Origin of the sequence: Roseobacter sp. GAI101 (assembly GCF_000156335.1) — a bacterium.
Lineage (GTDB): Bacteria > Pseudomonadota > Alphaproteobacteria > Rhodobacterales > Rhodobacteraceae > Sulfitobacter.
In genome coordinates, this window is sequence record NZ_DS999213.1 from 2,970,006 (window position 1) to 2,995,505 (window position 25,500).

A 25,500-nucleotide genomic window follows, 5' to 3' on the forward strand; every position below is an offset into this window, starting at 1 on the left:
ATGAGTGATATGAAATTTGGCAAGGTGGGCCAGCCCTTCTTCAAGCCCCGTCTGCGCAAGGGGATTGCGCGTTTGTTCCCTGGCAGGCGGCGGCGTTTTACCTGCATGGCGGGCACACGCGGGTATGTGCTGCATCTGCCGGCAGGGCGTATGCAGGCTCCCACAGGGTTGATCGTCATGCTGCATGGCTGCGGTCAATCACCCGAGGATTTTGCCAAGGGCACCGGCATGAACGGGCTGGCGGACAGCCACGGTTTCGCCGTGCTTTACCCCGCGCAATCACGCCGCGCCAATATTCAGGGCTGCTGGCGCTGGTACGATGAGAAACACCAGCAGGCGGACAGCGGGGAGCCTGCGATCATTGCCGCCATGACCCGCCAGATCATCACCGATCACGCCATCCCGCCAAGCCATGTGTTTGTCGCGGGCCTGTCCGCCGGGGCGGCCATGTCGGTGGTGATGGGGCAGACCTACGGCGACCTGTTCGCGGCCGTGGGTGCCCATGCGGGTCTGCCCTTCAAGGCGGCGCAGGATGCGTCGGGGGCCTTTGCCGCGATGGGCGGGGCTGCGCAGGTGCACGGGCCGGACCGGCCCAAACGCACGATTACCTTTCACGGCACTGCGGACAAGACTGTCCATCTGTCCAACAGCGTGGCCATCGCCCGCGCACAGGTGCAGCCAGACGGCGCGCATCGGATCAGCGAAGTCATCGACATCGCCAGACACACGGCCAAGCGGGATGTAAGCTTTGACGCGGATCGCCGCCCGGTTCTGGAAAACTGGACGGTTGCCGGGCTGGGCCATACATGGTCCGGCGGCACACCCGATGGCAGCTATACCGATGCGGACGGCCCCGATGCCAGCGCTGCCATCGTGCGTTTCTTCTTTGACGGGCCTGACCCTAGCCTGCGCTGATGGCGTCCCCCCATGCCGACATGACCTCGGTCGCGCCTGCGTTTTCGCCATCCTGTCGCGCCACGGCCGAGGGGCAGGCGAAGTGATACGGGAATATCGTGCGCGGTGCGGTGACGACATGTGCCAGCGTGTCTTTCAGTGTGGTGATTACGTCTTGGGGCAGCGCCTGATCGACGATGGTGACATCTGCCATGCTCATGTCCGTGCGGGGGCTGTGGAACGCGGTGTTCAGGTCCATGCCGTAATCCAGCAGCAACGACGTAAGCTCGGCCACTGCAGGCATTATCTTGCGCCCGCCGGATGCGCCAAGGGCGAATTGCGCGCCATCTGACCGTTCCAGCAGGGTCGGGCACATATTGGCCAGGCAACGTTTGTTCGGGGCCAGTGAATTCGGCTTGCCCGGTTCGGGGTCGAACCACATGATCCCGTTGTTCATCAGGATACCCGATTGCGGCAACATCATCCGCGACCCAAAGATCGACAGCAGCGTTTGCGTGACCGCGACCATGTTGCCCTGCGCATCGACGACACTGAAATGCGTGGTGCAGCTTGGGTCGGGCTCGTGTTCCGTGTCGCCCATCGTGTCATAGCGTTCCTGATTCGCCTGCCGGATCGCGCGGTCATAAGCGATGAATGCCTCAGCGTCCGGCGTATCACCTGTCGGCTGCCAGTCCGACATGATCTCAAGCGCGCGGCGCATGGTGGGGCCGGCTGTCAGGGTAGGCGTGGCGATGATTTCGTGGTCGCGGTAAGGATAGTGCATCGCATCGACCAATGTCGCCTGATACTGCGCCAGATCCGCCATGGCATGACGCCCGCCCGCCGCTTGCAGATCGTCGATGATCGATTGCGCCAGGGGGCCTTCGTAAAATGCCCGCGGGCCGTTTTCGGCAACTGTGCGCAAGGACGCGGCAAGACGGCTTAGGTCGCATTTGGTTTCGCCCAGGGCCGTCCAGCCCGACGCCTTGGGAAAGCCGCCTTCGTCCAGAAATGTCTCGGCCGAGGCGGGAAAGGGGGCCAGGTCTTTGGCCGATCCGCCCAGAATCAGCTGCGCGTACCAGTCCACCGGCAGCCCAGCATCTGCCAGCGCAATCGCGGGGGCCATCAAATCGGCCCAGGGTTTCGTGGCAAAGGTTTCATGCGCCAGCCCCATGCCCGCGACCTGACCGGGGATCGCGATGGCCTTGGGGCCAAAGACGTTGCGGTCCTCCAGAACCATGGGCCAGGGGAACAGATCCCCCGCCTTGCCGCCCACGATCGGGTAATCCTCGACCTCAAGTCCGATCGGTGATTTCATTCCGAATTCGACCACCTTGGCGGTCTTTTCACCCGCCATCCGCACGACCATATAGCCACCGCCGCCCATCCCGCTCATCCACGGTTCGGCAGCGCCCAAGGCAAAGGACGTGGCAATCGCGGCATCCACGGCATTGCCGCCCTGCGCCATGATATCCGCGCCGACCTGTGCCGCGACCCGGCTTTGCGAGGCGACGATGCCGTGGCGGCTGCGTGTGGCGGGCTTGGTGATTTGCCAGGATGTGTTTTGCTGCTGGGTCATGGGGGGGCGTTCCTGAAATTGTGATGATCCCATCCAACGCCACCGCGGACCAATTTGCAAATCATTGCTTGGGCTTAGCTGATATTGGGCGGTCGGCTTGAAATCAGCCTCGTCAAACGTGGCCTTTTCATGTAGAACAAAAAGTGAACATATGGAGGCATGCATGACACCCGATTCCCAACTTGCCCAAGTGATTTCCCTGTCCGACAAGCGTCTGGTCAAGGATGTGCCCAACCTGCATATGGCCCCGCATATGGGGTCTGCGATTTTGCGCGATGCGCTGCCGGACGCACCCTTCGATGCGGCGGCGACGGGGTTTGTGCTGGCGTGCCTGCCCGACAGCAAGGACCCCGTGCTGTGGATTCAGGATCGTATGTCGCGGCGCGAGAACGGACGGTTATATGGGCCGGCGTTGCGGCGCTTTGGCTTCAACGGCCACATCCTGCGGGTCGAGGTCAGCCATCCCCGCGATGTGCTTTGGGCGATGGAGGAAGGGGCGAGTTGCGCAGGCCTGTCTGCCGTGGTGGGCGAAATTCACGGTGCGCCCGAGGTGCTGAGCTTCACCGCCACAAAACGGCTGGCGCTGCGGGCCGAAAGTTCGGGGGTCCCTTTGTGGCTGATCCGGTCCGGCGATCATGGCGCGCTCAGTGCGGCGCGCGAACGCTGGCGGCTGCGGTCGGTTCCGTCCGGCCCCAACCGGTACAACGCCCAAGCCCCCGGCACACCGATGTGGGAGGCGGATTTGTTCCGCGCCCGTGGCCTTGCCCCCGGTGTCTGGACGGCAAGCTATGACGGGGCAGCAGGGCGCAGCACGGATCGTCTCAGTCTACTTCCCCGATCTGGCGATGGAGCGCTGGCGGCGGATCACCGTCCGGCATCGCACGCCCCCGGCGGATGACGTGGCAGTGGTGCTGACACGCGACGGGACGCATGGCCCGGTCATCCACGCGATGAATGCAGCGGCGCGCGCGTGCGGGATTGATGTCGGTGCGCGGGTGGTCGACGTGCAGGCGATCTTTCCCGACCTGCATGTGGAACGCGCCGATCCTGCGGGGGATTACAAGCTGTTGGAACGGCTGGCCCATTGGGCGCGACGCTGGTGCCCGTGGACGGTGCGCGACGGGCAGGATGGCATCGTGATGGATGTGACAGGGGCGGCGCATCTGTTCGGCGGCGAAGCTGCGATGCTGCGTGACATGGCGACACGGTTCAAGATGCAGGGGCTTAGCGTGCGGCTGGCCATGGCCCCCACGCGCGGTGCCGCGCAAATGCTGGCGCGCCATGGGCCTGCGTCTGTGGTGTGTGACAGGGATACGATGATGGCGCAGCTTGCCCCGCTGCCCGTGGCGGCGTTGCGGTTAAGCGACGATATGCTGCGGCTGCTGACGCGGCTGGGGCTCAAGACCGTCGGCGCGCTGGCGGATGTGCCGCGCGTGGCGCTGATGCGGCGGTTTTCGGGGCTGGCAGAGGATCGCAATCCGCTGGTGCTGCTGGACCGTGTCACGGGCCGCGCCGCCGATCCGCTGAACGCGCCGCCGGATGCGCAGGTGTGGCTGGCCCGCGTGCGCCTGGCCGAACCGGTGATTGATCCGGTGCCGCAACTGCCAGCGCTGGCCGAAGCATTATGCGCCGACCTGGCCAGGGCAGAGCAGGGTGCGCGGGTGTTGCGGCTGACGATCTACCGCGTCGACGGCGAATGGCGCAGCCGCGATGTAAGGACTGCCAGTGCCACCCGCGATCCGGCGCATCTGCTGCGGCTGCTGACCGGCAAGCTGGACGGGATTGACCCCGGTTTCGGTTTCGACCTGCTGACGCTTGAGGCGCTGAGGATTGAGCCGTTGTCGCTGCATCAGGATCACCTGGACGGCAGCCGCGATGCGGGGCGCGATGTGGCGGCTTTACTGGATCGCCTGACGGCGCGGCTGGGGCCGGAGAAAATCACATGGTCCGCGTGGGTGCAAAGCCATCTGCCCGAACGGGTCGAAAGCCGCGTGCCCGCGATTTCCCATAGGGCTGCGGCGGCCCCGGTGATGACCCACGAGCGCCCCTTGCGCCTGCTGGACCCGGCCGAGGAGGTGACGGTTCTGTATGCCGTACCCGAAGGCCCGCCCGCGCGGTTTCAGTGGCGGCGCGTGGCCTATCACATGGCGCGGTTCGAGGGGCCGGAAAGGATCGCGCCGGAATGGTGGCGCGACAAGCCCGGTACGCGGCTGCGCGATTATTACAAGGTCGAGGTGCAGGACGGGCGGCGGTTCTGGATCTATCGGCAAGGCGTTTTGGGCGACAGGCGCGGGGGGGACCCGCTGTGGTTTCTGCATGGGGTCTTCGCATGAGGACGGCAGACGTGCGCCTGCGGCGACACCCCTCCCGCCCTCTCGTCAGAGGACAAGGCGATGCCGCAGAATGACGCCCTGCCGCGCCGCACGATCGAGACGGAGGACCCGTTTCACTGGCATCCCCCCAGCCCCTATGTGGAACTGGGGGTGGCCAGTTGTTTCTCGTTCCTGCGTGCAGCATCTGATGCGGTCGATCTGACGGCGACTGCCAATCTGCTGGGCTATGACGCAATGGGGATTGCGGACCGCAACACTCTGGCCGGTGTGGTACGGGTGTATTCCGAAGCGTCGAAGGCCAAGATACGGCCCATCGTTGGCGCGCGGTTGGTGCTGATGTGTGGCACCGATCTGCTGGCTTATCCCCGCGACCGCGACGCCTATGCGCGGCTGTCTACGTTGCTGTCAAAGGGCAAGATGGCCGATGTCGATGGCGGCTGGCAGGAAAAGGGCACCACCCATCTGACGCTTGAGATGGTGGCGGATCACGCCGAGGACCTTGAACTGATCGTGATGCCGCCCGAGGAGTTGCAGGTGTTCGAAGCCGGATTGCCGCGCCTTCTGAGGGCCTTGCCCGGTTTGCGCCACATGGGGGCCGCGTATCTGTACCGTGGCGATGACGTGGCGCGGATCAACCAGCTTGACCGCCTCGCAAAGGCGCACGGGCTGGGGATACTGGCAACCAATGACGTGCTGTATCACGGCCCCAGCCGCCGCCCCTTGCAGGATGTGATGACCTGTATCCGCGAGGGGCGCACGATCGAAACGGCGGGGTTTCTGCTTGAGGCGAATGCCGAACGCTATCTGAAACCGCCGTCCGAGATGTGTCGCCTTTTCGCCGCCTGGCCCCATGCGATTGCGGCGACGCGCAAGCTGGCGGATGCCTGCACCTTCAGCTTGGGTGATCTGAAATATGAATACCCGCACGAGATCGTGCCGGAAGGGCGCACCGCCCAAGAGGAATTGGAGCGCCTGACGTGGAAAGGGGCTGCAGAACGCTATCCGCAGGGTGTCCCCGACCGGATCGAGGCGGTCATCGAAAAGGAATTTGCCCTGATCCGGTCCAAGAAGATCGCGCGGTATTTCCTGACCATCAACGATATCGTGCGCTTTGCCCGCCAGGATGCGCAGCCGCCGATCCTGTGTCAGGGGCGGGGGTCTGCCGCGAATTCCACCGTTTGTTTCTGCCTTGGGATCACTGCCGTGGACCCTGCCGAGCATGATGTGCTGTTTGAACGCTTTCTGAGCGAGGAGCGTGATGAACCCCCTGATATCGACGTCGATTTCGAACATGAGCGGCGCGAGGAGGTGATCCAGTACATGTATGCCAAATACGGTCGCCACCGCGCGGGCCTGTGCGCCACCGTGATCCACTACCGCCCCCGTTCCGCCATCCGCGAGGTGGGTAAGGCGATGGGGCTGTCCGAGGATGTGACCAGCAAGCTGGCCAGCACTGTCTGGGGCAGTTTCGAGGCATCGGTGGGCGATGACCGCGTCAAAGAGGCGGGGATGGACCTGTCGGACCCGTACCTGCGCCGCGTATTGATGTTGGCGCGGGAGATGACCGGCATGCCGCGCCACCTGAGCCAGCATGTGGGTGGGTTCATCCTGACCGAACGCCCCCTGACCGAGATGGTGCCAATTGGCAACGGGGCCATGCCCGACCGCAGTTTCATCGAATGGGACAAGGATGACATCGACGCGCTTGGGATTTTCAAGGTCGATATCCTCGCGCTTGGGATGCTGACCTGCATCGCCAAATGCTTTGACCTGATGCGCGCGCATTACAACGATGACAAGGAACTGGCGACGGTCCCGCCGGATGATGATGCGACCTACGACATGCTGTGCGCCGGCGACAGTCTGGGGGTGTTTCAGGTGGAAAGTCGCGCGCAGATGGCGATGCTGCCAAAGCTGCGGCCGCGTGTGTTCTATGATCTGGTGATCGAGGTGGCCATCGTGCGCCCCGGCCCCATTCAGGGCGACATGGTGCATCCGTTCCTGCGCCGTCGCCAACGGCAGGAAGGTGTCAGCTATCCTGCACCGGGGCCGGAGCATCCGCAGGACGAGTTGCTGAAAATTCTGGGCCGGACCTTGGGTGTGCCGATCTTTCAGGAACAGGCGATGAAGATCGCGATTGATGCGGCGCAATTCACGCCCACGGAAGCGAATGAATTGCGCAAGGCGATGGCGACGTTCCGGTCGCGTGGCACGATTGAAACGCTGCAAACCAAAATGGTGGGGCGCATGACCAAACGCGGCTACGACCCGGAATTCGCGCAGCGCTGTTTTGACCAGATCAAGGGATTCGGTGAATATGGTTTCCCCGAAAGCCACGCGGCGAGCTTTGCCAAGCTGGTCTATGTCTCGAGCTGGATGAAATGCCATTATCCTGCGGCCTTTGCCTGTGCGCTGCTGAACAGCCAGCCGATGGGGTTTTATGCGCCCGCGCAGATCGTGCGCGACGCCCGTGAACACGGGGTCGAGGTGCGCGGCGTCGATGTGGATTTCTCGGATTGGAACTGCACGCTGGAACCGTCGTCCGATGGCTTTGCCCTGCGGTTGGGGATGCGGCAGGTTGATGGCATGCGCGAAGACGCGGCGGCACGGATCATGGATGCCCGCGACCGGCCCTATGTCGATGTGGCCGACTTGAAAACCCGCGCGCGGTTGGATCGTGGACAGATCCGCAAACTGGCCGAGGCTGACGCGATGCGCACCATGGGCATCGACCGGCGTCAGGCACTATGGCAGGCGCAGGCGCTGAAGGATGCGCCCGATCTGCCGATTTTCACCTATGCCGACGCGGTGGATGAGGGGGCGGAACCGCCGGTGCTGCTGCCCGCGATGCCGCAAGCCGAACAGGTGGTGGCCGACTACCAGACGCTGCGCCTGTCGCTCAAGGCGCATCCGATCAGTTTTTTCCGCAGCAGTCTGCGCAAGCAGGGGTTCATTGCTGCGGGGGATTTGCCGGGCCTGAACCACGGGCGCAAGGTGTCGCTCGCCGGGTTGGTGCTGGTGCGGCAAAAACCGGGGAGCGCCAAGGGCGTGTGCTTTATCACTTTGGAGGATGAAACCGGCGTGGCCAATCTGGTGATCTGGCCCAAGCTGTTTGAACATTACCGTCCCGTCATCATGTCGGCGCGGTTGCTGGTGGTGCATGGCCGGATGCAGACGGACGGGCGGGTGATCCACGTGGTTGCCGACCGGCTTGAGAACCGGACCGACCGGCTGGACCGGCTAAGCACGGAACGGGTGCCGCAGACGACGGTGCGGGGCGATCATCCGACCCATCCGATCCCCGGACAGGTCGCCCCCCGGCAACACCCGCGCGATGTGCGGGTGATCCCGAAATCACGTGATTTTCATTAGGATTTGGCTGGCGTGCTCATGAATGCGAACACAGGGGCGGTACCGTAAGGCGCTTTGGGGTGAAGCGTGTTGTCGGGGTAGATGAACCCGTTAACCGGATAGACGCTGCCGTATGTGTCTGCCTGGCTTTCCAGACGGACATCGGACCAATCATTCGCCTTGGACACGTCAATGACGCTCATCCGGAGGGAAATCTTGTTGCGCTTCCAGTTGGCGTGGTCGACCAGCACTTCGCGTGGTGACACCACTTGCGAGACCACGGCGACATGACCCATCGGATTGCGGCGTGTTGCCTTGAACGCCATGACGGCACCCACCTTGGGGTCCGTCCCGCGTGAATACTGCCCCTTGGCCTTACCCCACCACGTGTTTGCGTTGCCACGGATGTTCACGCCACTGGCGTTGCGCGCAAACGGCACGCACCAGACGCGCTGGCCCTTGGATTGCAGAACCCGCACTTCCTGAATCGCCATTGCGTGCAGGTCAGGGTTAATGCCCGCTGACGAAATTGTCTGAAGTTCTGCCGGTGCGCGTGCGCAACCGGCAGCGAAAAGCAGCCCTAAACATAGAAATGGAATGCCGAGTTTTGCCGCCAAGGCGTTTTTCACGCTCATTATCTGTCCCCGATAGTTGTTTGCCCGTACTTTACGGTCCCTGTAAAGTTGGACAGACCTTTGACGATTTTGAGAAACAATCAAAGCAATCGGTTAACCAGCGGCAAAAATCCGCCACTTTCGTTACAAATTGTTAATCGGCGGGAACTTTTTGCAACCCGCCAATTTGGACAATCAGGTCCAGCACGTCGGCCACGCCCTTGTCCGATTTCATGGCGGCAAAGACGAACGGGCGGTCGCCGCGCATCCGCTTGGCATCCCTGTCCATTACATCAAGAGAAGCCCCGACATAAGGTGCGAGGTCTGTTTTATTGATGATAAGGATGTCCGACTTGGTGATCGCTGGGCCGCCCTTGCGGGGGATTTCTTCGCCCGCGGCGACGTCGATCACATAGAGCGTGATGTCGGCAAGTTCGGGGCTGAAGGTTGCAGAAAGGTTATCTCCGCCCGATTCGATCAGAATGCAGTCCAGATCGGCATGGCGTTCCTGCATCCGTGCGACAGCGGCCAGATTGATCGACGCATCCTCGCGAATCGCGGTGTGCGGGCAGCCGCCGGTTTCGACTCCGATGATTCTGTCCTGGGGCAGCACCTGCATGCGCATCAGGGCTTCGGCGTCTTCCTGGGTGTAGATGTCGTTGGTGATCACGGCGATGGACCAGCGGTCGCGCATGGCCCGGCACAGGGCGGCCGTCAGCGTGGTCTTGCCCGCGCCCACGGGGCCACCGATTCCGATCCGCAAAGGGCCATGGGGTGAGGTCATGTCTGGAACATCCTTGAGTAAAGCGTTTCGTGTTGCATCGAAGCAATGTCGGCCAGAAAGCAGGCGCTGCCGATATCGTCAATGGTCTGGGTCAGCGCGATTTCCACGGTCTGCCGGCACAGGGGGGCCAGGGCGGTGATCACCCGCTGCCCATCGGTTTGACCCAAAGGAACAGCCCGGATCGCGGCAGAGACAAGCGCGCTTACGAAAGCATGCAGGAACATCTGGGCGGCATCTTTCAGGGGCAATCCTTGCGCGGCACAGGCCGCACCGAAGGCCACGGGCAATGTCAGGTCAGGCAGATCATGCCCCCAGACGTCATTGACCACCCGCACAAAGGCAGCGCCCTGTTGTGCGGTTTCAGTCAACCGTTCCGAGGAGGGGGCCAAGGCACGCGCCAGCGCATCAACATCTGCCACCCCCTCGCCGTGATAGCCAGCGCCAAGCAGGATCGCATCGGTCCGGCCAGCACCACGAGTGATAATGTCGGCAAGCCACGCTTGCAGGGATGTGGCATCATGGACCGTGCCATCATGCACGGCCATTTCCAGCCCGTGGCTATAGCTGAACGCGCCAATGGGAAAACTGGGCGACAGCCATTGTGCCAGCGTTATCAGCGCCTGTGTCTGCATCAATGCGCGTGGCTGTGGGTGCGCCCGTGGCCATAGGCCCCGCCTTCGGGAATAAAGGGTTCGGACACATCGCGCAGGGTCGCGCCCAGCTTGCCTAACATGTCGCGGATCACGTGGTCGTTCTGGATCAGAAGACGTGTCGGTTCGACCTGACAGGGGCAATGCCTGTTCCCGATATGCCATGCCAGCCGCCCCAGATCGTCGCCGGTGATCTCAAGCAAGGCTTCCTCGGCCGCGATGACCTCGATCAGTTTGCCGTCTTGCAGTTGGAAAGCATCCCCGTGGTTGAGGGATTCCGTATGCGGCAGATCGACAAGGAAGCCTTCGTTATGGGCGGTTAGCAGGCGTTTGCGGCGCAGGAACCGTTCGTCATAGGTCAGCACACAGCAGTCATGGGCATTGTCCCAGTGGCCGCTGCGTTTGATTGTGTGGGCGGGGGTAAGGTCGGTCATATCGGGCCTCAGAACATAAAGTAGCGTTGCGCCATGGGCAGGGTTTCGGCGGGTTCGCAGGTCAGCAATTCGCCGTCCGCGCGCACCTCGTAGGTCTCGGGGTTCACCTCGACCTTGGGGGTGGCCGAGTTGTGGATAAGATCCGATTTTCCGATATTGCGGGTGTTCTTGACCGCGATGGTCTGCTTGGACAGGCCGAGTTGATCGCGCAAGCCGTTTGATTGCGCGGCCTCAGAGATGAACGTCACGGCGCAATGTTGAAGTGCGCTGCCATAGGCCCCGAACATGGGGCGGGTGTAGACGGGCTGCGGCGTGGGGATCGACGCATTCGGATCGCCCATCTGCGCTACGACGATCATGCCCGACATCAGTACCATCTCGGGTTTTACGCCAAAGAAGGCGGGGTTCCACAGCACCAGATCGGCCTTTTTACCGACCTCGACGGACCCGATTTCGCGGCTGACCCCGTGGGCAATTGCGGGGTTGATGGTGTATTTCGCGATGTAGCGTTTGACGCGGAAGTTGTCGTTATCGCCGGTTTCTTCGGGCAGACGTCCGCGCTGTTTGCGCATCTTGTCGGCGGTTTGCCATGTGCGGATCAAAACCTCTCCCACGCGCCCCATGGCCTGACTGTCGCTGGCGATGATCGAAAACGCGCCGATGTCATGCAGGATATCTTCGGCGGCAATCGTTTCGCGCCTGATCCGGCTTTCGGCAAAGGCAACGTCTTCGGGGATGGATTTATCAAGGTGGTGACAGACCATGAGCATGTCCAGATGCTCTTCCAAAGTGTTCACCGTGAAGGGGCGTGTCGGGTTGGTGGACGAGGGCAAGACGTGTTCTTCGCCGCAAATCTTGATGATGTCAGGTGCGTGGCCGCCACCCGCACCTTCGGTGTGGAAGGCGTGGATCGTGCGGCCTTTCATGGCGGCGAGCGTATGTTCGACAAAACCGGATTCGTTCAACGTATCGGTGTGGATCATCACCTGCACATCCATGTCATCGGCTACCGACAGGCAGCAGTCGATGGCAGCTGGTGTGGTGCCCCAATCCTCGTGCAGTTTTAGCGAACAGGCCCCGCCGTTGACCATTTCGACCAAGGCACCGGGCTGGCTGGCGTTGCCCTTGCCGGACAGGCCGATGTTCATCACGACGCCGTCCATGGCCTGCAACATGCGCCCGATGTGCCACGGGCCGGGGGTGCAGGTGGTGGCAAGTGTGCCATGAGCAGGGCCGGTGCCGCCGCCGAAACAGGTGGTCACGCCGGAATGCAGCGAATCCTCCATCTGCTGGGGGGCGATAAAGTGGATGTGGCTGTCAAACCCGCCTGTGGTCAGGATGCGGCCCTCGCCGGCGATAATCTCGGTTCCCGGCCCGATGATGATATCGACGTTGGGCTGCGTATCGGGGTTACCCGCCTTGCCGATGCCCGCGATACGGCCATCTTTCAGCGCGACGTCGGCCTTGTAGATGCCGGAATGGTCGACGATCAGCGCGTTGGTGATCACGGTATCGACCGCGCCATTCGCGCGCGTCACCTGAGACTGCCCCATCCCGTCGCGGATCACCTTGCCCCCGCCGAATTTTACCTCTTCGCCGTAGGTGGTCAGGTCGCGCTCGACCTCGATGATCAGATCGGTATCGGCAAGGCGCAGGCGGTCGCCCGTGGTCGGCCCATACATCGCGGCATATTCAGAGCGGGGGAGTTTGGTGGTCATGTCATATCTCTTTTTTCTGCGGCGTCGTGGGCCGCTTAAAGCGCGCCCATCACGGCACCGTTGAAACCAAACACCTTGCGGTCGCCGCCAAGCGCAATCAGTTGCACCTCGCGGCGCTGGCCGGGCTCAAAGCGGACGGCGGTGCCTGCGGCGATGTCCAGGCGGCAGCCATGCGCAGCGGCGCGGTCGAAATCCAAAGCGGGGTTCGTTTCGGCGAAATGGTAGTGGCTACCCACTTGAACGGGGCGGTCGCCGGTGTTGGCGACCATCAGCGTGATCGCATCGCGGCCCGCGTTCAGGGTGATGTCACCGTCGGCGCAAAAGACTTCGCCGGGGATCATTTGCGGGCCGCCGCTTTGGCTTTGACGCGGGCGCGCAGGGCGATGGCGGCGGCGGTGCCGATCACGGCCAGACCCATGAACACCGGCATCCATTCGGCACCGTGGGGTGCAAGGTGCAGACCGGGGTGGGCAAGGGCAGGAGAGGCCAAAAGCAGCGCGGGCAGGATCATCAGGTGTTTCATATCGGGGCCTTTCTAGCGGATCGGGTTGTGGACGGTGACCAGCTTGGTACCGTCGGGAAATGTGGCTTCGACTTGCACGTCGTGGATCATCTCGGGGATGCCTTCCATGCATTGGTCGCGGGTAATGACCTGCGCGCCGGCCTGCATCATGTCGGCCACGCTGCGGCCATCACGCGCGCCTTCGACGACCGTGTCGGTGATCAGGGCAATCGCCTCGGGGTGGTTCAGCTTGACGCCACGGGCAAGGCGCTTGCGGGCAACCTCGGCGGCCATGGCGATCAGCAGTTTGTCTTTTTCACGGGGGGTCAGCTGCATGTCAAAGCATCCATGTTTTGGGTGGGGCCGCGCCCTGCAGGCGGGCAATGATGGGCACCAACGACTGGCGCAGGATGTAACTGTCGGGGGCAAGCAGGCGGGCATAAAGCACGCCGGGCCGGACCAGACTGGCACCTGCGGTCTTTGGAAGCAATGCGCGCAGTGGTTTCAGCAACGCGTCGGCATCGGCGGCGGCATAGATCACGCTGGCCATGGCAAACTGGCCGCGTGCGGTGGCGGGGCCGGATAGCTGCGCCGCGATATCGCCAGACAGGCGCACGGCATCTGCAAAGACCGGCACGCCATCGCGGCGGATCGTGATGTTGTCTGCAAAGCTGCCGGAGGTTAGCGTTTCGCCCATGGAGACGCGGCCAAAGACCAGCGGTTCGACGCCCAGGAATGTCGCATCGGGGGCCAGTTCAACGTCAAGTCGCCGGTGCAGCGCCGCGCCGTTGAACAGGATCGTTTCCTGCGGCAGCCAGTCGATCCGGGCACCTTTGGCAACGTTCAGGGTTGTTGTCAGCCGTGCGGGGGGGCCGGGTTGCGCGAGATACACCCGTTCGGCTGCCTGGGATGTCAGGGTAAGGCGGCTATCGGTACCCGCCTCTGCCGCGATGGTCAGGCGGTCACCGCCTGTCATTCCGCCAGAAGTGTTGAGGAAAACACCTGTCAGCTCTGCTGTAGCGGCGCGCGGAAACAGCGCCTTGAGGCAGCCGGACTGGTACAGATCACCGATGACGGACGCCGTGCCATAGGTCTTGCTGGCAATGCGCAACGCACCCACGGCACGGGGCTGTAATGGTGCCTGTGCTGCCAGATCAATATGGGATGCGATGTTAATGGGCCCCTCCGCCGAATGTCGTTAATCCGTTTTTAATGGATAACGCGTTTCCATCAAACTGCGATGGCAAACGGGACGGGTGCGGGGAAAATTTAGGCTATCTGCCGTGCGGTGCCTAAATTTTAGGCGGCTGTTTTCGGGCGATTGGCAGGGGTGTCTCCGACCCGCCTGTCAGGGGCGGATCAGAGAGGTTTGGCATGGCCTTAGCCGTAGAAGTACTTAGCCGTAGAAGTACTTAGGCAGGTAGGTCGCGATTTCCGGGATCAGGATGATCAGCAATACCCCGATCAAGGTCACGATCACATAGGGCGTCACCGAGGCATAGATGTCCCCCATGGTGACGTCCGGCGGGGCGACCCCCTTGAGGTAGAACAGGTTGAACCCGAAGGGCGGTGTCATATAGCCGACCTCCATCATGATGATGAACAGGATGCCGAACCAGATCGGATCAAAGCCGTAGCTTTGCACCACAGGCAGGAACACGGGCAACGTGATCAGCATGATGCCGACGGGATCCAGCACCATGCCAAGCACGAACAGAACCGCCAGCATAAAGATCAACGACCCCCAGCGACCGCCGGGCACGAGGTTCATCCACTCCTGAATCAGGCTTTGCGCGCCAAGCGCGGTGTAGGCCGTGCTGAAGGCGTGGGCCGCGAACAGGATCCAGATGATCAGCGCCGTCAGCTTGAGCGTGGAAACCGAAGCGTCACGGATCACGGGCCAGGACAGTTGCCGGTTCACGGCGGTCGCGAACAAGGCACCGAAAACGCCGATGGCGGCCGCTTCGGTCGGGGTGGCGAAGCCGCCAAAGATGGCCCCGAGCACGATGACCACAATCATAATCGGCAGGATCACGGCCTTGAGCGACCGGAACTTTTGCGCCCAGCTGGCCCGCTCATCAACGGGCAGGGCCGGGCCCAGTTCAGGCTGCAACCAGCAGCGCCCGCCGATATAGACCGACACAAGGAAGAACAGCAGCAGACCCGGCCCGATGCCGGCGGCAAACAGACGCCCGACAGATACTTCGGTCAACAGCGCATAAAGCACCATCAGGATCGACGGCGGAATAAGGATGCCCCATCCGCCCCCCGCATTGATGGCCCCGAGGGCAAGTTTCTTGTCGTACCCCCGTTCCAGCATCTTGGGCAGCGCGATCGTACCCATCGTCACCACGGCCGCGCCCGAGATGCCCGACATCGCGGCAAAGATCACGCAGATCAGCACGGTGCCGATGGCCAGACCGCCGCGCAGGCCGCCCCACCACTGGTGCATCATATCGTAAAGGTCATTCGCGACCCCCGATTTCTCGAGCAGGATCGCCATGAACACGAACAGCGGAATTGCCATCAGCGTGGGCGATTGCATCGTCTCCCACATCTTGGTGGCCAGCAGATAAAAGCCCAGTTCGCCCATTTCGGCGTACAGGAAGATGACCGAGATGCCACCCAGGGCGAAGGCCAGCGGTGTGCCCAGCATGACAAACAGCAGCAGCGCCCCGAAAAACAGCATGGTCAGGATTTCGATGCTCATGATTTGCCTCCTGCGGCTTGGTCGGCTTCGCTTTCATCCTTGGCGGGGACACCAAAGATATCGGGATCGTTGGGCAGGCCCATCAAGGTGCGTACATCCGCCCAAAGGCGCACGACGCCCTGCAGCAACAGCAAGATCGCCGCGACGGGGATAAGGGATTTCGTTGGCCACAGCGGGGCCTTCCAAACAGAATTTGACCGCTCGAGGTCGGCAATCGCTTCGGAGGCGATGTCATAGCCCTGCCATAGCAGGACGCCGACAAAGACAGCGAAAAGCGGCCAGGTCACGATATCAACCAGCGCTTTGCGCTTGGGCGAAAACTGCCCGTAGATGATATCGACGTTCACATGGCCACGCTCGGCCAAAAGGAAACCGCCCCCCAGGATGGCATAGACGCCAAAGATCAGCGTTGCCAGTTCGGCCGTCCAGATCGCCGGTTGGCCGATCAGATAGCGCATGACCACGTCGGCCAGCAGCAAGGCAAAGATGATCAGCACGCAAAAGCTGATCCAGTAACCGATGAACCGGTTTGTTCGGGTGATAAGACGTGCAAGTTGAAGCAAAACAGGACCCCCATAGACAAAAAGGGGCCGCCCGGTGCGCAACGGCAAACACAAGGCGGCCACGATGAAGTTTGTCGAACGACGCGCAGGCCGGAACCTGCGCGGGCTGTTCTTAGAGGTAGCCCAGATCGGTCATCAGGGTGCGGTAGATGTCCGCTGCCTTTGCCGCCCGCTCGCCCTTCTGGGCCTCGGTTTCGAGGATCTTTGAAGATGCCTCTGCCAGGATCGCCAGCACGTCATCGGGCAGTTGGATCACTTCGACGCCGTTTTCCGCGATACCGGACGACAGGGCAATCGCCTCGGCGTGCTGGTATTCGGCAGAGCGTTGGTAGAAACGGTTTTCCATCGTGTCGGTCAGCGCGATGCGCATGTCATCGTCAAGGCTTTCCATCGCTTCCATGTTGACGATATAGGCATCGGTCGTTTGGCCCAGACCCGGCTTGTAGTGGTATTTGCAGACCTCCCAAAGCGACATGGATTTCGCGCCCACTGCGGCACCCCAATGCGCGCCATCCACGACGCCAGAGCTAAGCGATTGGTACAGCTCGGAACCCGCGATGTACTGTGGTGCAGCACCGGCAGATTGCAGATAGTCCAACATCGTCCCGGAGGACCGGATTTTCAGACCGCGGAAATCATCGGCGGATTCGATCTTTTTGGATACGACGATTTCAACTGGCAGAACCTTGTCGGCCATCATCATCACGCCTTCGGCGTTCAGGTCTTCGTTTACCAGGTCCTCAAGGCCAAGGTTCTTGACGGCGTGTTCCATTTCCCAAGCCTGACGGAAGGTGCCGGGGATGCCGAACATGAATGCCGCGGCCTGCGCCTGATCCTGCACATAGGACGGGCTGATAGAGCCCATGGGCACAACGCCCTTGCGCACGATGTTGTAGATGTCGGGACCTTTGGCGAATTCACCGGCGCCCAGAAGCTCCATCTTGAACGCCCCATCGGTGCGCTCTTCCAGATCGGACGCAAGTTTGCCAAGGCTGTCGGTGAAGGAGCTGGACGCTTTGGGCCAATGCGCTTGAACGCGCCAGTTTACCGCACCCTGTGCGATCCCTTTGCCTACCAACGCAGGCGTGGCAAGCATGCCAACGGCGGCACCGCGCAAAAGCGTGCGACGGTTCAGGTTACCTTTTGTCATTTCGAGTTCCTCCCAGAGACGTTCAATTTCAGGCGTGATACATGAGTATGCATATTGCTTTCGGCACCATCCCTGAAAGAACCCCCCTCGTCAAACGCCTGTTGGCGCTAACATTGCAAATTTCTGACGATTGTCAGGGGCATTTCCGAAGATGTTTTGCAGAGCGGTCCGGATGGCCATTTAGGGCCGCTCCGGTCCGTCAGTTCGTGAACTTCTGGCGATACACGGAAGGGGTTTGCCCCTGCACGGATTTGAACCTGCGCGAGAAATATGACGGGTCGCCGAACCCCAGCCGGTAGCCGATTTCGGCAACCGAAAGCTGCGTGAACGCCAACAGGCGGCAGGCTTCCTGCACGGTCGTTGCCTCGATATAGGCAGAAGCGGAAACCCCCTTGGCTGCGCGGCATAGACGGCTCAGATGTCCGGTGCTCAGCGTCATTTCAGCGGCGTAATCCCGTGCGGTCCAGTTTTGGCCCTGATGCTGCGCGATCAAGCGATCCAGTCGAGCCAAGCGCCCGTCCGGTGCGGGTCCGTTCCCGGCTGGGCTGTCATTCAGGCTTGCGGTCATGGACAACACCGCATGGGCCAGCCCGACGGCGATTTGTGCGCGAAACGGACCGTTTTGCGCCAGGGCGTCATCCAGTAGCGCCATCTGGGCGATCAGCGCTTGCGCGGGCCTGCCGACAAAGGGGCGGGACAGGGCGCGGGCGATATCGCCACTGACCGGGCCAATGCTGGTGAGGATGGACAGCGGGAAAGATTGCACGATGCCTTGGGTCTGGGGCGCGAAGGCAAAGCTGTGCACGACCTGCGCGGGCACGAATAACATCATTCCGTCGCGCAGATCAAAGGACTGCCCGTCCGCCGTCGCTTTGGCGCTGCCTGCTTCGATAAAGAAAACCTGTGCCAGTTGCGCATGGCGGTGGGGCGCGATGATCCAGCCATGATCGGGCGCGCGGTCGCGGATATGTTCGCAATGTACCACATCGGGAAAGGTGTCGGTTTCGCCAAAAAGGGAGTAGTCCGGGATATGTGCGGGTTTGGTCATGCACGAATAGTACCAGTCTTTGCGCTGTTGGTCCATTCACGCGCGGCCACGCGGGCTTTAACGTGTCACGACAACCATTCAAGGGATGTGGATCATGAAAGCCGAAGTCGTCATTATCGGGGGAGGGCCGTCGGGCTTGCTGTTGTCGCAACTGCTGAACCGGGCAGGTGTCGATACCGTCATTCTTGAACGGACGTCGCGCACGCGCGTGCTGGATCGGATCCGCGCGGGCGTGTTGGAAGACGGCACCGTGCAATTGCTGCGCGAGGCCGGCGTTGGCCACCGGATGGACCGCGAAGGGATTCCCCACGAAGGCTGTTATCTGACAGATGACGATCTGATGGTGCGGATCAATTTCCACGAGCTGACGGCCAAGAAGGTCATGGTGTACGGCCAGACCGAAGTCACGGCTGATCTATACGCAGCGCAGGACGCCATGGGCACGAACATCATCCACAATGTCGAAGATGTGGTGATCAACGATGTCAAAACCGACGCGCCTTATGTTGAATACACGCTTGAAGGTGAACGCAAGCGCATCGACTGCAAATTTGTGGCGGGCTGCGACGGTTTTCACGGGGTCAGCCGCCAGACGATCCCTGCCGACAAGCGCACTGAATTCGAGCGGGTCTATCCCTTTGGCTGGCTGGGCGTGCTGTCGCGCACACCGCCCGCCAATCACGAACTGATCTACGCCAACTCGCGCCACGGCTTTGCGCTGGCATCCATGCGCAATGAAAAGCTGTCGCGGTACTATGTGCAGGTCCCTCTGACCGACAAGGTCGAAGACTGGAGCGACGATCGCTTTTGGGAGGCCCTGAAAATGCGCCTGCCACAGGAAACGGCCGATGCCATGGTGACGGGCCCGGCGATCGAGAAATCCATCGCGCCGCTGCGGTCTTTCGTCAGCGAGCCCTTGCGTTGGGGCAGCCTGTTTCTGGTCGGCGATTCCGCGCATATCGTGCCGCCTACGGGGGCCAAGGGGCTGAACCTGGCGGTGTCGGATGTGTACTATCTGCATGACGCACTGATTGCGGCGCTGAAAAAGAAGGATCCGTCCGGCATAGACAGCTATGCCGACCGCGCGCTGGCCCGCATCTGGAAGGCCATGCGGTTCAGTTGGCAAATGACGACGATGCTGCACCAGTTTGATGGCGAAGACAGCTTTGCCGCGCAAATGCGCAAGGCAACCCTAAGCCACCTGTCGCAAAGCGAAACAGCGCGGCGCGATTTGGCCGAGAATTACATCGGCCTGCCGTTCTAGGTTGATGCCCGAAGCGTTGACGTAAAAACCCCGGCCTTTGAGGATTTCAAAGGCCGGGGTTTGGCATGTGCTGGCTCAAAGCTTAGCCGCGGATCATGACCTTGCCCGCACGTCCCGGCGTCAGCGCGGCGGTCATCGCCTGGGCAACGTCATCCAGTGCAAAGGCCCCGCCGTCTTCCAGTACCAGTTCACCCTTTGCCGTCAGGGTGACCAGTTCGGTGATCAGGCGTTTGCGCTCTTCCGGGTCCATATCCTTGCTGACGCGCGCGCCCCAAAATCCTTTGACAGTGATGTGCTTCATGATCAACGCGCCCGACGACAGCGGCATGGGCGCGCCTGTCGCGGTACCGAAAACCACCAGCTCGCCATCAGTGCCCAACAGATCGACCAGATCGGCGGACACATCCCCGCCAACGGAATCAATCGCCGATACGGCACCGCCGGCACCGACGATGTCGCGCGCTTTCTTCTGCCAGTCGGCGTCGGATGTGGACAGCACGTTTTCAATGCCCATGTCCGTCAGTTCCTTTGCGGCCTCCTGGCGGCGCACAAGGCTCAGCAAGTTGATGCCACGCGCCTTGGCCAACGTTACCATGATTTTGCCAACGGCACCGTTTGCGGCGGTCTGGATGATCCAGTCGCCTTTTTTGGCTTTCAGCGTTTCCAGAAGGGAAATGGCGCTGAACGGCATCGCGATCAGCTGCGCACCAGCCGTATCGGAGATCGCATCGGGCAGGGGCAACACGCCATCGGCAGGGGCTACGAAATACTCGGCCCAAGTCCCGTGAACGCCGGCGATTGTCACCCGTTTGCCAATCATGGCCGCGTCGACACCTTCGCCGACTGCTTCGATCGTGCCAAGCGCTTCGGACCCGCCGATGACACCTGGCAATTCAGGCTTGTAGCCATAGGTCCCACGGATCGTCCAAAGGTCGTGGTTGTGGATTGGCGACAGGGTCATCTTGACCAACACCTCGCCCGCAGCCGGTGTCGGCTTGTCGGTTTCAGTGGTTTTCAGAACGTCAATCGGTTCGCCGAATGTGTCGTGTAGTGCTGCTTTCATCGGAGTATCTCTCTTTTCTATTCAGGATGTTGAAAGGGTTGAATTCGTTTCGGACAAAGCCCGCCGCAGCGGCGTTTCATCGCGCGACAGTTTGGAGAGAATCGCGGCCCCCAGCCATTTCGCATAAAGCATCTGCGCCGTTGCCTGCGGATCATCGACCGGTATCAGCGACCCGTCTTTCGCCCCCTGCACCAGCAGGGCGGCGATTTTGTCGACCAGCTTGGCGACGCCATCGTCCAGCACGCACCGCATGTCTTCTGACAGGTCGGCCACTTCGGCACCCAGCTTGACGACAAGGCATTGGCTGGCAATGCCTTCCGATCCTGCCTGGGCCAACCAGGCGGTCCAGAATGCGGTCAGCTTGTCCCGGGCAGACCCCGGACCGGCACAAAGCGCGTCGATTCGGGCGAGGTAGTCGGACACATAGTCGGTCAGCAGGGCGTGCCCGAATGCTTCCTTTGAGGGGAAGTAATAATAGAACGACCCCTTGGGCACACCGCTTTCCTTGAGGATTCGCGCCAGCCCGACAGCGCCAAAGCCATGCTTGCTGATAAGCGCACGGCCCGCCGTCAGTATTTTCTGTCGTGTCTGATCTGATTTCTTTTGCTCTGTCATGAGGGGCAGATAGGAACTAATAGACCAGTCGTCTAGTATTGATCGCAAAAGCGTGAACAGCGATGACCTGCGAAGCTATCGGCGAGCAATGCGATTCCGCTGATCATTCGAAAAGCCCGTTGGAAATCCGGACCAAGCTGATGTTTCAGACACAAGGGCCCGCGCCACTCAGTCAACCGGATGGATCATCTAATTGTTATTGGTAAATTGAGTATTTGGTGGAGCCTAGCGGGTGATCCGCCAAAAATCCCAAAACTTATATTTTCCAGTGTGTTAAGCCAGCATGGTCACATTAAAGTTAACCAGTTTTGTATACCACTTCAAGGACGAATTCAAAAAGTACATCCGAGGAGCTTAAAGCAAGTATTTGTCGGATGGATTGTCCTCCTCAGTCCCTCTGAGCAGGCCTGAGTGCGCCAGTCAAACTGTTGCGATAATTGTGATGCGCGATGCTTGCGGCCTCTCCCGTTAGTCAGTGAAAACTTGCTAGCAGGAGAGCGATGCAAAGTTTGACAAAAAATGTGGGCTTTGCTCCGTCAGCAGGTTTATGCAAATATCATTTTATTCGAGATAGAGTAATGCCTGTCATGTCGATCTTTGTGGGGGAAAAAGTTTGAAAATATTGATGCCGCTAGCGTTTGCGGTCGTGGTCTCTTTCCCTGTTGGAGCTCAGGATCTGGGGAGAAGCCTGCTTTTGGGTCTGGGTAGCAGCGCAATGGAGAAGGGTGGGGAGCTAATCGAGGGTGCTCCTGAGAAATTCGATGATTTCATGAAGTCGACTGTAGAAGGTAGAGAGTTCTCTTCGAACAGTGCGTGCCTTGGTTTCCTACAAGTATCGATTAACGCTGGAACGGTGATGGCAAACATACTTTCCTTCTCTTCCGTCAAAATTTTTGAGGACAGCCGAGGGCCAGTCGCTCAGTTCAGAATGCTGATAAACGGAGAAAAGCTTCACGTTGAAGCATTTTGTAGCGATAGCGCAATGAAAGCTGCCATTCTGCCTTGGGGCAGCGGGTCTGAATCTCCCCGGAAGGTTTCGAAATCGTCTCTCGATGCCGTAGCTGGCTTGCTTCTGCTATTAGAAGCCCAAGGAGCTTTTGATAGAGAAGCTTCGTCCTCTGAGCCTATCCAATCTGCTGAAACGCCAAAGCCAAAGCCCATCAGTCCTGGGCTCTCAGAACCTGCAAAAGGGCGAAACTTAGAAACAAATGGCGTACCTGATGAGTTGGATCACCGGTTGGCAGCACCGACTGCGCCATATCTGCCTAGCGAGGCTTCGTTGTCTCCTGAAGAAAAGCAAGCGTTCCTATTAGCGGTGTCTGCTTGCTGGAACGTAGGATCCCTTTCGTCCGAGGCACTCCGCACCACGGTGACGGTCGAGATGGCTATGAAACCGGACGGTACGCCTATCGCTGGTTCCATACAACTTGCTAGCAGTTTTGGCGGCTCAGAAGCTGCCGTAACCCAAGCTTTCGAAGCTGCCCGTCGCAGTATTATAAGATGTGGTGCTAGGGGCTTCCAACTACCGGCTGAGAAGTTTGACGCCTGGAAGGAAATGACTTTAATGTTCAATGCAGAGAGGATGCGGATTGAGTAAGAGAGTCCGTTTCATGTATATAATACATATTCTTGTCGGTTTCGCACTCCTCACCTTGAGGCCAAATTTTGCTTATCCGGATGAGGTTCCAGAAAGTGCCGTGGGTGAGGTCAAATTGGCCCAAGCCTACTCCTGCGGGAAAACTTGCGGGCAGGTAAGCAGCTGCAAGGAAGCCGTTTATCAATGGTGTATATGTGGGTACGCTCGCGCTGATGGTGATAACGATGGTGTGCCATGCGAAAAGCAGTGTGGGCAGAGCTCAAGTAAAAACCTTGAACGGGTGAACGCTTTCCGAAAGGAGCTTGGTTGTCGTTAGCCCCAAAAACACATTTCCAATGTGGCAGTAAGTCCGGTCTGCATCCCGATGTTCTTATCGCTTCATCTCAAGCTGGATATACATTCGCCGTAAAAGTTCAGTTGGTTGCTGGCACCCTGCTGCCAGACATCAACGTTCGCTGGTTCGCGCAACACGTACTGATACATAGTGCCTGTTCGATCATCAGTAGCGGATATGAACATGGACCCAATCGTTAGGGGCAACGGGACTCGGTCGCCAATCTGAACAGTGCTAATTTCTTCGGAAGAGTTTCCTCGAAATATAAACTGCATCAGTGGAAGGTTTTGAAACTTACAGGAAACTACCACGGGGTCTTGAGCCGCCCAGCTCGGTGACGCCAGTGTTATGAACACCGCGATCTTGGATAGCCATGTGACTTTCAATTCGTATCCAGCCTTTCCAGCATCTACATTTATTCCACCTAACGTATCAATTACTACCAGCTCATCGCAATGTTGAACAGTTTGCCATCGTTTTTTTCCCACCAATTTCCGTGCGTATTGCGCTTCCGTTTCCGAAGCAGAACCATGTCATGGTCAGGATTCATGAGGCGAGGGGTTGTCCACGCCGTCGTTGTTGGAAACGGTCCTAACCGAACATTGATCCAGCAGCATCACGCTGCATTGCAGCTTCGCCGAAGCAGTCATGCAAAATCGATAGAGCCGCGTCGAAGATCTGTTGTAGCTTAAGTCATCTAACGTGGACTGTGGCGTCATAGCCCAAAGACATAAGAGATTTCGATGTTCGTCCGTTCCGGGGTGGGAAACGATCCGGTAGTGCCCAACCGACGAGTTCGCCCAAAGCGCTGATTCCTAGGCCTTCGATTTTCCATTTCGGGTCATGAACAGCGGTCCAGAGGCGCTCCGGCAATTGCGCCTCTGAACCGCCATACAGGATGAAGTTCAGGAGCTGCTTAACGTCGTTGCCGCCTGCGGACTTGTCGCCCCAAATCCGTTTCGAGAGCGCGTCGACCTTTTCTGGTATCGTGTACTTTGTCCCGTCTTCTCGAAGACCGACAGCTTTGTTGGCCACTCGTCGGGCGTAATCCTTGATGGAATGTATGCCCATGCAGACCTCACGGAAATCGCTATAGTCCATTTCGTCGATGGCCTCGGCAGTGAGCGCCTCCCGAAGCATAGGGGCGGTAGAATTCAACATTACGTCTTCTTCCCAAGGTGCTTTTGAGAGGCTACGCCACCAGCTGATGGCTTCGGCGACCGCAGTATCAGGGTTCTTCCTGTTCCGTTCGAAATGCTCTGTATAGAGTGCTCTGCGTCCATCAAAAGTGCGTTGGTAATAATGTGCATGTAGGAATTGGTCGCCTTGAGCACCTGCTGGCGCATCCGCGTCGACCCATGAAGGTCTGTTCTCAGGCTTGCTCACAAGATTTCCGATGTCACGAAGCTGTTGAAGCGTTGAATGCCACTCCTCCAGAAATGCGGCGCGTCGGCGGTCCGTGGCCTTTTTCTTCCCGGTTTGAACGAGCCCCGACCATTTGTTGAAACTGGGGCTATTCCAGAACTCCTCAGAAGGCGGCTTCGAGCTGGCTATCTGCTTTGCACGCTTCAGCATGACGGCGAGCAACTCCTCCGTCAGCGGCGTCGAGTTCCGATTGAGCACGTTGAAGAGTTCAAGTATATCGTCCGCCATCTCGTCGGTGATTTCTGCTTCCGGAAAGAAGCACCCTGCTTCGACGTTCTTGTACCAGGCACTCGCGGTGAGGTTCGCAGAGCCGATATACAGGCCGTATTCGCGCCACCAGATTACCTTTGCATGGTGATGCTGAACGAGACGGCATTGGAACCTTGCAGATTTCCGATCCAGGAACGTCGATAGGATGGAAGGTTTGACTGGAACGCCTTCGTCGAGGCGACCGTAAAACTTAAGCGGGATACCGTTGTTCCAACACCAGTCGAACAGAAGGTCCATTTCCGTAACGTATGCGACCGCTGCCAAAACCTCTTGCGTCTCAGTCGCCGCATTCAGCGTGATGTTGGTGAGATAGTTTCCGTTAATGCCGCCCATCATCAGTTGCATGTTGACCTCATATCAGTGGTTATTTGTTCTGACTGACCTGAGCCGACCGTCCAAGTGTCGTGTTGGATGCTGCGGCACGCCCCGTCAAACCGGACCTTGGTCATTTGCGTAGGATTTTCAAAATGCGAATGAGGGCAGCGAGGACGCGGCTGCTGTGGGACAGCGGAGGATGAGTATGCAAAATGTTTGGATGAGTTGACAGCGGCCTCGAAATTGGCCCTTGTGCGCTCTTGCAAGTGCACGAAGTCGAGGTGCAT

At 59.9% G+C, this 25,500-nt stretch carries 23 protein-coding genes; 6 read left to right on the forward strand and 17 right to left on the reverse strand.

From position 1 onward, the window contains the following. Complete coding sequence (locus RGAI101_RS13865; RefSeq protein ID WP_008226086.1) at positions 1–915, forward strand: extracellular catalytic domain type 1 short-chain-length polyhydroxyalkanoate depolymerase; 915 nt, start codon at positions 1–3, stop codon at positions 913–915. On the opposite strand, the gene RGAI101_RS13870 is transcribed toward RGAI101_RS13865, so the two are convergent. Further along, entirely contained in the window at positions 902–2,473 is a 1,572-nt protein-coding gene (locus RGAI101_RS13870) for a gamma-glutamyltransferase (RefSeq protein ID WP_008228241.1), read from the reverse strand. The genes RGAI101_RS13865 and RGAI101_RS13870 overlap by 14 nt on opposite strands. A gap of 163 nt (positions 2,474–2,636) precedes the next feature. Here RGAI101_RS13870 and RGAI101_RS13875 point away from each other — a divergent pair, with 163 nt between their 5' ends. From RGAI101_RS13875 to RGAI101_RS13885, 3 genes are read left to right on the forward strand one after another with little or no spacing between them, the layout of a single operon-like run. Continuing rightward, a complete protein-coding gene (locus tag RGAI101_RS13875; protein ID WP_008227260.1) occupies positions 2,637–3,371 on the forward strand; it encodes an ImuA family protein in 735 nt (244 codons plus the stop codon). Continuing rightward, positions 3,262–4,806: a Y-family DNA polymerase gene (locus RGAI101_RS13880; RefSeq protein ID WP_037228325.1), complete on the forward strand. Its 1,545-nt coding sequence runs from the start codon at positions 3,262–3,264 to the stop codon at positions 4,804–4,806. The genes RGAI101_RS13875 and RGAI101_RS13880 overlap by 110 nt, the downstream gene beginning before the upstream one ends. A 60-nt stretch (positions 4,807–4,866) precedes the next feature. Further along, positions 4,867–8,178 (forward strand): error-prone DNA polymerase, encoded by a 3,312-nt coding sequence (locus RGAI101_RS13885; RefSeq protein ID WP_008227242.1) that lies wholly within the window; start codon positions 4,867–4,869, stop codon positions 8,176–8,178. Here the strand turns inward: RGAI101_RS13885 and RGAI101_RS13890 are convergent. From RGAI101_RS13890 to RGAI101_RS13950, 13 genes are all read right to left on the reverse strand, one after another. Then, entirely contained in the window at positions 8,175–8,792 is a 618-nt protein-coding gene (locus RGAI101_RS13890; protein WP_008225400.1) for a CHAP domain-containing protein, read from the reverse strand. The genes RGAI101_RS13885 and RGAI101_RS13890 overlap by 4 nt on opposite strands. A 133-nt stretch (positions 8,793–8,925) precedes the next feature. Beyond that, a complete protein-coding gene (gene ureG / locus RGAI101_RS13895) occupies positions 8,926–9,555 on the reverse strand; it encodes an urease accessory protein UreG (protein WP_008226932.1) in 630 nt (209 codons plus the stop codon). After that, positions 9,552–10,187, reverse strand: coding sequence for an urease accessory protein UreF (locus RGAI101_RS13900; RefSeq protein ID WP_008228743.1), 636 nt, complete (start codon positions 10,185–10,187; stop codon positions 9,552–9,554). Before RGAI101_RS13900 ends, ureG begins: the two co-directional genes overlap by 4 nt. After that, positions 10,187–10,639: an urease accessory protein UreE gene (locus RGAI101_RS13905; RefSeq protein ID WP_008226961.1), complete on the reverse strand. Its 453-nt coding sequence runs from the start codon at positions 10,637–10,639 to the stop codon at positions 10,187–10,189. Before RGAI101_RS13905 ends, RGAI101_RS13900 begins: the two co-directional genes overlap by 1 nt. A gap of 8 nt (positions 10,640–10,647) precedes the next feature. Then, positions 10,648–12,357, reverse strand: coding sequence for an urease subunit alpha (gene ureC / locus RGAI101_RS13910; protein ID WP_008227376.1), 1,710 nt, complete (start codon positions 12,355–12,357; stop codon positions 10,648–10,650). 35 nt (positions 12,358–12,392) lie between these two features. Next, positions 12,393–12,698: an urease subunit beta gene (locus RGAI101_RS13915; protein WP_008225261.1), complete on the reverse strand. Its 306-nt coding sequence runs from the start codon at positions 12,696–12,698 to the stop codon at positions 12,393–12,395. Then, positions 12,695–12,880, reverse strand: coding sequence for a hypothetical protein (locus RGAI101_RS13920; protein ID WP_008228388.1), 186 nt, complete (start codon positions 12,878–12,880; stop codon positions 12,695–12,697). The genes RGAI101_RS13915 and RGAI101_RS13920 overlap by 4 nt, the downstream gene beginning before the upstream one ends. A 12-nt stretch (positions 12,881–12,892) precedes the next feature. Continuing rightward, on the reverse strand, positions 12,893–13,195 hold the full coding sequence (locus RGAI101_RS13925; RefSeq protein ID WP_008227618.1) for an urease subunit gamma: 303 nt from the start codon (positions 13,193–13,195) through the stop codon (positions 12,893–12,895). Position 13,196: 1 nt separating this feature from the next. Beyond that, on the reverse strand, positions 13,197–13,979 hold the full coding sequence (locus RGAI101_RS13930; RefSeq protein ID WP_008225864.1) for an urease accessory protein UreD: 783 nt from the start codon (positions 13,977–13,979) through the stop codon (positions 13,197–13,199). A gap of 276 nt (positions 13,980–14,255) precedes the next feature. After that, positions 14,256–15,569 carry a TRAP transporter large permease gene (locus RGAI101_RS13935; RefSeq protein ID WP_008226469.1) on the reverse strand — a complete coding sequence of 438 codons (1,314 nt, stop codon included), beginning with the start codon at positions 15,567–15,569 and terminating at the stop codon, positions 14,256–14,258. Continuing rightward, positions 15,566–16,132: a TRAP transporter small permease subunit gene (locus RGAI101_RS13940; protein ID WP_037229612.1), complete on the reverse strand. Its 567-nt coding sequence runs from the start codon at positions 16,130–16,132 to the stop codon at positions 15,566–15,568. Before RGAI101_RS13940 ends, RGAI101_RS13935 begins: the two co-directional genes overlap by 4 nt. A 112-nt stretch (positions 16,133–16,244) precedes the next feature. Further along, a complete protein-coding gene (locus RGAI101_RS13945) occupies positions 16,245–17,282 on the reverse strand; it encodes a TRAP transporter substrate-binding protein (RefSeq protein WP_008228488.1) in 1,038 nt (345 codons plus the stop codon). Between the two features lie 199 nt (positions 17,283–17,481). Next, the gene (locus RGAI101_RS13950; protein ID WP_008225189.1) at positions 17,482–18,366 is read right to left on the reverse strand and encodes a helix-turn-helix domain-containing protein; all 885 of its coding nucleotides are present in this window, start codon (positions 18,364–18,366) and stop codon (positions 17,482–17,484) included. Positions 18,367–18,424: 58 nt separating this feature from the next. On the opposite strand from RGAI101_RS13950, the gene pobA reads away from it, so the two are divergent. After that, entirely contained in the window at positions 18,425–19,594 is a 1,170-nt protein-coding gene (pobA, locus tag RGAI101_RS13955; protein WP_037229615.1) for a 4-hydroxybenzoate 3-monooxygenase, read from the forward strand. A gap of 82 nt (positions 19,595–19,676) precedes the next feature. Here the strand turns inward: pobA and RGAI101_RS13960 are convergent, their stop codons facing one another. Then, a complete protein-coding gene (locus tag RGAI101_RS13960) occupies positions 19,677–20,657 on the reverse strand; it encodes a zinc-binding dehydrogenase (RefSeq protein ID WP_008226497.1) in 981 nt (326 codons plus the stop codon). A 21-nt stretch (positions 20,658–20,678) separates the two neighbouring features. Further along, positions 20,679–21,272, reverse strand: coding sequence for a TetR/AcrR family transcriptional regulator (locus RGAI101_RS13965; RefSeq protein ID WP_008226364.1), 594 nt, complete (start codon positions 21,270–21,272; stop codon positions 20,679–20,681). A gap of 613 nt (positions 21,273–21,885) precedes the next feature. Between RGAI101_RS13965 and RGAI101_RS21295 the strand changes: the two genes are divergently transcribed. Continuing rightward, positions 21,886–22,869, forward strand: coding sequence for a hypothetical protein (locus RGAI101_RS21295; protein ID WP_157044685.1), 984 nt, complete (start codon positions 21,886–21,888; stop codon positions 22,867–22,869). Between the two features lie 1,027 nt (positions 22,870–23,896). On the opposite strand, the gene RGAI101_RS13980 is transcribed toward RGAI101_RS21295, so the two are convergent. After that, on the reverse strand, positions 23,897–25,243 hold the full coding sequence (locus RGAI101_RS13980) for a phospholipase D family protein (RefSeq protein ID WP_008226891.1): 1,347 nt from the start codon (positions 25,241–25,243) through the stop codon (positions 23,897–23,899). Positions 25,244–25,500: the final 257 nt, after the last annotated feature.